The 8353-nt window shown below is 40.8% G+C and carries 10 protein-coding genes; 6 read left to right on the top strand and 4 right to left on the bottom strand.

The features are described 5' to 3' along the window. The first annotated feature begins 497 nt into the window (after positions 1-497). On the top strand, positions 498-755 hold the full coding sequence (locus tag AB4209_RS05200; RefSeq protein ID WP_016787072.1) for a type II toxin-antitoxin system Phd/YefM family antitoxin: 258 nt from the start codon (positions 498-500) through the stop codon (positions 753-755). Then, entirely contained in the window at positions 743-1045 is a 303-nt protein-coding gene (locus tag AB4209_RS05195; RefSeq protein WP_108194665.1) for a type II toxin-antitoxin system RelE/ParE family toxin, read from the top strand. Before AB4209_RS05200 ends, AB4209_RS05195 begins: the two co-directional genes overlap by 13 nt. 1624 nt (positions 1046-2669) lie before the next feature. On the opposite strand, the gene AB4209_RS05190 is transcribed toward AB4209_RS05195, so the two are convergent. Further along, on the bottom strand, positions 2670-3128 hold the full coding sequence (locus AB4209_RS05190; protein ID WP_372055063.1) for a helix-turn-helix transcriptional regulator: 459 nt from the start codon (positions 3126-3128) through the stop codon (positions 2670-2672). 119 nt (positions 3129-3247) lie between these two features. Between AB4209_RS05190 and AB4209_RS05185 the strand changes: the two genes are divergently transcribed. From AB4209_RS05185 to AB4209_RS05175, 3 genes are read left to right on the top strand one after another with little or no spacing between them, the layout of a single operon-like run. Continuing rightward, a complete protein-coding gene (locus tag AB4209_RS05185; protein WP_086716350.1) occupies positions 3248-4381 on the top strand; it encodes a phage/plasmid replication protein, II/X family in 1134 nt (377 codons plus the stop codon). Between the two features lie 9 nt (positions 4382-4390). Further along, positions 4391-4666, top strand: coding sequence for a G5P family DNA-binding protein (locus AB4209_RS05180; protein ID WP_016796579.1), 276 nt, complete (start codon positions 4391-4393; stop codon positions 4664-4666). A 14-nt stretch (positions 4667-4680) separates the two neighbouring features. Then, complete coding sequence (locus tag AB4209_RS05175; RefSeq protein WP_372055061.1) at positions 4681-5106, top strand: hypothetical protein; 426 nt, start codon at positions 4681-4683, stop codon at positions 5104-5106. A 229-nt stretch (positions 5107-5335) separates the two neighbouring features. Here the strand turns inward: AB4209_RS05175 and yciH are convergent, their stop codons facing one another. Together yciH and AB4209_RS05165 are read right to left on the bottom strand one after the other, a co-directional pair. Then, positions 5336-5647, bottom strand: coding sequence for a stress response translation initiation inhibitor YciH (gene yciH, locus AB4209_RS05170; RefSeq protein ID WP_008221404.1), 312 nt, complete (start codon positions 5645-5647; stop codon positions 5336-5338). 3 nt (positions 5648-5650) lie between these two features. Beyond that, complete coding sequence (locus AB4209_RS05165) at positions 5651-6019, bottom strand: DUF3319 domain-containing protein (RefSeq protein WP_017060095.1); 369 nt, start codon at positions 6017-6019, stop codon at positions 5651-5653. A gap of 100 nt (positions 6020-6119) precedes the next feature. Between AB4209_RS05165 and AB4209_RS05160 the strand changes: the two genes are divergently transcribed. Continuing rightward, a complete protein-coding gene (locus AB4209_RS05160; RefSeq protein ID WP_372055059.1) occupies positions 6120-7088 on the top strand; it encodes a tyrosine-type recombinase/integrase in 969 nt (322 codons plus the stop codon). A gap of 155 nt (positions 7089-7243) precedes the next feature. Here the strand turns inward: AB4209_RS05160 and AB4209_RS05155 are convergent, their stop codons facing one another. Then, positions 7244-8239: a D-alanine--D-alanine ligase gene (locus tag AB4209_RS05155; protein ID WP_017064584.1), complete on the bottom strand. Its 996-nt coding sequence runs from the start codon at positions 8237-8239 to the stop codon at positions 7244-7246. Positions 8240-8353 lie beyond the last annotated feature (114 nt).

Raw genomic sequence — 8353 nt, 5'->3', positions numbered from 1 at the left:
CTTCGTAATCTTGCCCTGGTCAGTACTTGGTTTGTGAAGAAGGAAAGTTTCGCTTCAAAGAGCAATACGTTGATGACACAAAGCGATTGCGAGAGTACTTTTATAGACCACTAAAAAACTTCACCTTGTATATGGTGTCAGCCTTACCCGCCGCTTTTTTATGTGTGGCACTCATCTCACTAGTCACGACGACAGAACTCTTTGAATTAACGATTGGTCTTCCTAATTTGGCTTGGTATTTAATATTAGTAGCTTTCGCTGGACTGTTTATGAGAGTGGCTTACCATAGGATCACAGATACACACAGCATCAAGTACGCGGATGAACTTTTACTGCATTATGAAAGCGCTCACGTTAAAAGGGTTGAGCTAACATTCTGGAAGAATATAAGTAAAATGATTGAGTATGGTGTAATACCCGGTATTTTTATGCGCTAAACTTGTAAGATTAAGAGTGATACAATAGTATCACTTTAATCTTCAGTTGGAGTTATTCTCATGAAAGTCGAGCTCGTTACTTCCCTTAAGCGTCAAGCGACTAAAATCCTCGCCGACCTACACGACACCAAAGAGCCCGTGTTGATCACCGAGCATGGCAAACCTTCTGCATATTTGGTTGACGTCGATGACTATCAGTTTATGCAAAACCGCTTGGCTATCCTCGAAGGGATCGCACGTGGTGAGCGTGCCATTTCTGAAGGCAAGGCACTGAGTCATGACGAAGCCAAAGACAAGATGTCAAAATGGCTGAAGTGATTTGGAGTGAGCCCGCGTTATCTGACCTTAACGATATCGCGGAATACATTGCTCTTGAAAATTTGGTCGCAGCCAAACAACTCGTTCAAAACGTCTTCGACAAAGTCGAACGCCTTGTCGATTTTCCTGAGTCAGGGCGTCTGCCTCCTGAGCTCGATCACCTCAATTATCGCGAAGTCGTAGTGAATCCATGCCGGGTTTTCTACAAGCAAGAAGGTGACAAAGTGTACATCTTGTTTGTCATGCGCGCTGATCGAGATTTACGTCGATTTTTGCTGAGTAAACAGTAAAGCGTTTTTGCCACCTCTGGTAGGCTGATGGTCTACGAAGACGAGGGTTCGACATGGTGAAAAAAGAAAAAAGTACTTCATTCTCAACGTCCCACCAAACCAGTGCCTTCATGGACTGAGGCCAAATTGGTCACCATTCGACGACACCGTATTGAGGGTGAATTGAGCTTCGGCGTATCGACTATCTTTCGGCAGCAAGTCTTACCTAATTATGAGCGCGTTTGGAACAAACTCTTGTCGAAGAAGCGTACCAACAAGCGATTTCTGATCTGCTAGAGCAGGGCAACGTCGTGTTAAGAGTCGAAGACTAAATAGCCTTATAGATTATCAGTCAAAACTATTGATGATCTAACGGCAAGTAACCGCGAGCGTGGATGTTTGTGGTTTAGGTAAAGTGACTTAACCGATTTGAACAAGTCTGTTCATGACATTATGTAGATCTGAGGAACACACAGAGTAATCCAATAATCTAACCAACAAACACAAACTTTATTGCGAGCTGCAAGTTGAGTTAAAAAAATTCAGCATGGAAACTTACAGACGAGCTCGTGTGAGAAAACTTAACTGGCTAGTGGATAACTCATCAAAACAGAGTTCAACGTGTATAGCCAACAAGAAACACGGTGGCGTGTGTAAAATCTGAAAAAGAAACGACAGCAATGCCCACAAGGTTTGCACACTGCGCGGTGAATCATTAGTACAAGAAGATGTAAGTTAGACAGACGGAACAATAATGATTGGGTTAAAACAGCGTTTAGAGAATGCTGATGAACTCAATATGCTTGAGACACCAGTTGTATTAAGGGTTAAAGGGAAACGATGAAAAGAATAGCTTTAGAAAATAGTGACATTACTATCTGGGGCTTACAGTCTAAGTGCGTATTATGGGTCTAAATTATGTTTAGAGGTTTGCTGAAAGCCTGAATGAAATCAAACGTGGGCGAGGGATATGCTCAATTAGAAAGGTCAGCTTGCTGGCCTTTTTTAATGCTCATCGTGAGAATCGTTTTATGATTGAAGCCCGTAACATAATTTGCATAATACGTGGGTTCTTGTTTTAACGATTAGATAGTCTTATGATTACTGGGCAAAAGAAAGCCCAAAGAGCGCAATTCTTCGGGCTTTTAATGATTAGATTCTACCTATAAAGCTTTAAGTAAATTTGCTACTGCACTAATAACAGCAGCTATTGCTAACAATAAGTTCGCTAGGTATTTCATATAGATAACCTCCTTGGAAAGCCCTGAGCCTTATGTTCAGGGCTTTTTTTTAGTCTACTGTCATGTAGATGTGGCTATTATATCTTTCTTCTGAAATATGACTACGAATCAAGTTCGAGGAATCTACTTTAATTACACCTCTTGCTTATAAAAACCATATATCAATCATCTCGATTTGCTCTGCTATAAGCTTGCTTGTAGAGAGCAAATGAGTAGACAAACGCAGTGCGTCAGTCGGTGGTTAACTAGTTCACTCTTGGTATATAAGCGAACTATCCAACCCCCCAATCATGATGAGAGAGAGGCAGGTTTTGGGAGGCAAGCGTAGCGCGCAAAACTGGCTCTCTCAGGTTCGGGTTCCTGTAACACCCGAATAACACCCGAATTAAGTCCGGAATTCCGGATTACGGTAACCTTTCCCAGTTAGACTCACCACTTAGCTCTGCTTTTTCTTGAGCTTTAAACGAAACCTCATCTGGCACATTTTCCATGTCTTTGATGTTTATACCGTGCTGCTTTCGCATCATTAAATCTAGTTCAGAGAGAAATTCATTTTTATCTAAAATGAATTTGTGAAGAATTGATGTAAAGGTGACACTATCAATATACCTTTGCATCGATGCAACAGTTTTCATGAACTCTACTTGTTCGTGAGCATCAACGTCGAATAGTTCACCACGGCAAATCTCCATTTCACTAACTTTTAAGATTTCGGCTAAGTTTTTGATATTACTAGCCTTAGGTTCGTTCTTCCCATTTTCCCATTTCATATATGTTTGGGGGGTCACACCAACAAACTCTGCAACATCACTTTGTTTTAAATTTAGTAGGTCTCGCCTAGTTTTAAGTACATCTTTAAGCATCCGAAACTCCTGTGAATATCATTTTTAATAATTATACATGCTATTTTTCATACCTCGACTTTACATGTCTAAAAGTAAAGTTTAAGCTGTGATAAATCATAGTTGACAGGGTTTTTACATTGTTCTTTATCGACCGTTTATTCATGCAACAAGATCATCATTCAGGCGGGCTTCCGCTTGTTGGTCGTCATGTTATTGAGCGAGTTGATTTGGAAACTGGTGAGAAACTACCTCCCTCAGTGAATCAAAAAATACTTGAAGGTTCTTTCAGTACAAAGTTGACGATTAGATGTGATGGATACCGTGTAAGAGTTGAAGGAAACCCATCTCGCTGGCAGCGTCAGGACAATCTTTTTGGACTCGAAACTATCGAGCAGTGTGTGGAAATCTATAACCATATTTTATCCAAATATGACCTACCGCCATTTACAAAAAATACCCGCCTATCACATAGACAATCCCCTGATGGTAAAGCTTCTTCACTTGTAGGTGATGGGGCTGAAATTACGAGTATCGACTGGACTCGAAACATGTCAGTAGGCAAGGGCAGTGAACAATCTTTTATACGAGGAATGTCCTCAATCCAAATGGGACGCGGTCGTAAACCAAAACTCTATCCGGATGGTACTAGTTGCTACTGGGGCGAGGGGTCAGAATGGGAGGTAATTAAGCTATATACAAAAGGCGTCGAGTTACGCCGTCACATGAAAAAAGTCAAAAATCTAGACGCTGATACACTTAGTTATATCAATCAACTAATTGAATACTGTGAAAAAAATGGAGTCGTTCGACTAGAAAGTAGCTTAAGGCAGAAGTTGTTGAAGAGATACAACCTGCAATTTTACGGCTACGTAAAAGAGCATGACTTCTTACCACACTTACAAAACTTCGAGAATGCTATGAACACAATATCAGTCTCACATGATCACCACGAAACGATAGCTCAACAACTTTTATCTTGTGGAGTTGTCGATACAGTTCGCAAAGCAAATACAACCATGAATTACTTTACGTTATGGCAGAACGGCACTGACCTTAGAGAAACACTGAATCGCTCTCAGTTCTATGAACATAAAGCCAGATTGAAAAAAATCGGTATCGATATCGGTCAACAGTTCGATGTCTCTAGAATGTGTCCAACGTTGAAGCGTTCGAAAGAAATAGAAGTTCAACCATTACTGGTACCAGCTTGGTATCAACTACCAAAGGCTGCGCAATCAAACGTGCTGCCGTTTAAAGCTTACGTAGCTTAAGGAAAAGATATGTTGAAAGTAGAAATCTTCCCAGAACATGAACAACCAATCACAAGAACATTACCAGGCAAAGATGGTAAACAAGCTAGAACGATAAGAGAACAAGTCGGATATGCATATCTAGGTGGTAAGTTCCCAGTCGAAATGAAGCTATCGTTACAAGACGACCAATCTGCATATAAATCAGGAAACTACGAACTTGATAGCTCAAGCTTTACCGTGAATAACTTCGGTGGACTGGAATTAAAACGCTTCGGCATTAAGCTCGTGAGGTCGATGAAATAATGGAAGATCAAGTCATGAAATCTGATGAACTCCAAGAAGTCATTAACTGGTTACACAACGATGTAGATAAAGCCGTTGATGATGCCAATGATGTAGTTGCCAAGCGCCAGTACAAAAAAGTCTTCGACAGCTTAGAGTTACTAAAAGAAATGCTGCTCATGAGTGAGTCCAACAAAAACCATGTACAGATGCTTGGCTATCGAGATGATACAAACCAAGTTCAATGTATGGTGTCGAATGTTGTTGGCTTAAACTTCCAAGAAGTGAATGAACTTGCTGATGAGATATTCTTGGTTGGTGACTGGTTCATGTCAGTTACAAACGTTGATGGAGATGAAAACCACACCGTAAAAATCTATGGTCCATATGAGACAGACCAACAAGCAATGGAACATGCACGTAAAACCTTGTCAGTAACAACGTTCAGAAGCTCTGTATGAGCCTAGAAAGCCCCTCAAAATCAAACTAGCCTAAGTGCGTATTATGTACGTTATGTTAAATGGATTTTGATGTTTATAAGGCAGGTATCTTTGTGTGATGCCCTGCCTTTGTATTGTGCCGATATTCTCTAATTTATACTGTGTATTTAACCATACTGGCTATTTACCATAAAATACCTAATAACCAGTGATAATAATCTTCGATTTTAACCCTGGTATTAGTTAGAGATTAACCGCCAGCAAATTTAACTTTGTAGCCTTTCTTTTCAAGGTGCGCTTTGATCTTGTCGCGCGCGTCACCTTGAATTTCGATGTTGCCATCTTTTACTGAGCCACCGCAGCCGCAAACTTTCTTGAGTTCTGCTGCCATTAGTTTTAATGGTGCGTCATCTAGGTCTAAGCCAGTTACGACAGAAACGCCTTTGCCTTTACGGCCTTTGGTTTCTTTTTGGATTCGAACGATACCGTCGCCTTTAGGACGTTGGACTTTCTCTTCTTCAGGCTTAATGCGACCTGTTTCTGTTGAATATACTAGGCTCATAATTTACTTCTTTTGTTGCTCTGCTTTTTGTTTTGCGAGTAAGTAAGCTTCTATATGGCGTTGGATTGCAACCTTGCCGCCTTTGATTAAGCGACCGTTAAACATGCAATACCACGCATTAGGCTCACCGGTGTCATTCTTGATTTGGTAGCCGTTGAAGTTTTCAGTCGAGCCACCAGTTCCTCTCGACTTATTTAATGACATGAATTCTTTTGGATCAATAATAGATGCGGTATCAATCCACCAATCAATACTCTTTTTCACGGCAGCTAGGTTGCCCTGAATAACGTTGTTTTTTAACTTAGCACGCCAAACTGTGTTGTTAGCATCTATCGATTGAAGATGGACGCTTCGGTAAATTGAATTAGCCATATCTATTAATCATCTTTCTGTTTTCACTGCATTAATCATAAGTATACTAATAATGATATCAAGCATAATATGGTAAAAACACCTGTCGAGGTATGGTAATTTGAGAAAAAAAGTCCCTATTTTAACTGACTCTGTGATAATTAATTCATTTGTTGAAAAATTAAACAGCAACGCGACAATAGAAATTATAGATGAGTTGACAGGATTTCAATACTCTCGCAATTCACTGTTGGGCATTTACAGTGATTGGAATCGCTATCATGCGTTCTGTACCAAACATCGTATTAACACACTTCCCGCATCTATAACCGCTGTTCGTCGTTTTCTTGAAACGGAGTCTAACGATAGAAAATACGCATCGCTAAAACGTTACACTGCAACGCTTAGCATGTTACATACTGTGTTGAGCTTTGCTAACCCGATCAAGCACAGGCAAGTTCGCTTTACCCTACTCCACTTACAATCTCAAATGGCCGGTGACGCTAAACAAACCAATGCTATGACATCTGTGCATCTCACTGATTTGAATACGTTACTCTCCCATGAGAAAGCAAACCTGAAAGAGATCAGAGACATTGCTATTTATAACGTGATGTTCGAGTGTGCTTTAAAGCGCTCAGAGCTTAAGTTGTTATCGATGAGTGATGTTGAGTGCGTTGAAGATCATTACCAAGTAACAGTCAAAGATTCGGCTTATCAGTTGTCACAAATAGCCAGTGTTGCACTTCAACGTTGGCTTTCGTTTACTGGTATACAAGATGACTTGCCAGTATTTCGTGCGATAGACAAGCATGAGAATATTGGTTTGCAGCCTTTAGATGATTCGTCCATCTATAGGATATTGAGAAGAGCTAGCGACTTACTTCAACTGCCAGAAAATCACCATTTCTCTGGAAATTCGATTCGTGTTGGTGCTGCACAAGAGTTGTCGAAACAAGGTCTTAAGGTGAGAGAGATTCAGGACTTTGGTCGTTGGCTTAGCCCGGCAATGCCAGCTCAATATGTCGGTTTCACGGGAACGGCTGATAGTGAGAAGATGAAGTTTAAGGCGTTAATACCTTGGCAATGACGGGTCGCAGATTACTTGGATATTACTATTTTGATATAAGTTATGGTTAAAACGATATTTGTAAAAACGGTTAGCGTTAAAAACAAAAAGCGCCTTGGCGAAAGCTCAAGGCACTTGTTGGTTCAGCTCTAAGTGAACGAAAACGAGTTAGAAACCTAAGAAAGGCTTGTTCTCACGCAGTTTTCTAAGAACTGGCTGAATTTGTGGCCGTCATGCTCAACCATTTTAGGGAACATGGAGATTGGCGTCATACCTGGGAAGGTGTTGACTTCGTTCAGGTAGATTTCGTTGTCTTGCGTTAAAAAGAAGTCGATACGAGACAAGTGACGAAGCTTCATCTGGGTGAAGACTTTTCGTGCGCTGTCTGCAATCAATTCACGCTGTTCGTCAGTTAAATTACTTGCTTCAACTTCAGTGATCGAGTGGCTGTCTGCACTGTACTTCTCTTCGTAAGAGTAAAATGCGCCATTCGGTGCAATCACCTCACCCGGCTTGCTGATGTGTAGCTCGCCATCGATTTCATAAGCAGCAATTTCTAGCTCTCTAGGCACCACTGATTTCTCAACCAATACTTGGTCCGAGAAAGTGAACGCCTTGTTGATAGCCTCGCTTAAATCTTCTACTTGGTTAACTTGGTAACAACCTACAGAAGAACCTTGACGAGCCGCTTTCACAAACACTTTACCCCACTTTTCAAATGCTTGAGTTGCTTGTGAGTGAGCTTGATCATTGTTGTCTGATAAGAACAGGTACGGCGTGTTTGGAATACCAAGTGCGTCGTACCAAAGCTTTGACGTGATTTTGTTAAAGCTGTTGTTGCTTGCTTCTGGACCACAACCTAGGTATGGAATTTTAGCCATTTCAAACAGTGATTGAATGTCACCTGTTTCACCTGGGAAACCGTGTATGCAAGGCACAATGAAATCGACTTTAGATGCTAAATTGTCACCGCGTAAGGTTTGGTCGTTAATATCAAGATAAACCAATTCACCTGAATCAAGACACCAGCCTTCGTTCTTAATTTCAACTCTTACAACGTTAAAATCTGCAACGCTATTAAGTTGTTCAAAAAGGTAATTGGCTGAAACTAAAGATACTTCATGCTCTGAAGATCCACCGCCGCAAAGTAGAAGGATGTTTGTGGTGTTCATGGGTAAATTCGGTCCTTGAAACTAGGAGTACTGACTTCAATGATAAACAAAAGTCGAGATAGGTACAGTGTTTTGATTGTTAAAATTGCGTTCGAAAGATCGAGCGATTAACTA

Origin of the sequence: Vibrio sp. 10N.286.48.C11 (assembly GCF_041469805.1) — a bacterium.
Lineage (GTDB): Bacteria > Pseudomonadota > Gammaproteobacteria > Enterobacterales > Vibrionaceae > Vibrio > Vibrio crassostreae_C.
Note: the sequence above shows the minus strand (reverse complement) of the source record. Positions and strands in the feature narration are given on the sequence as shown.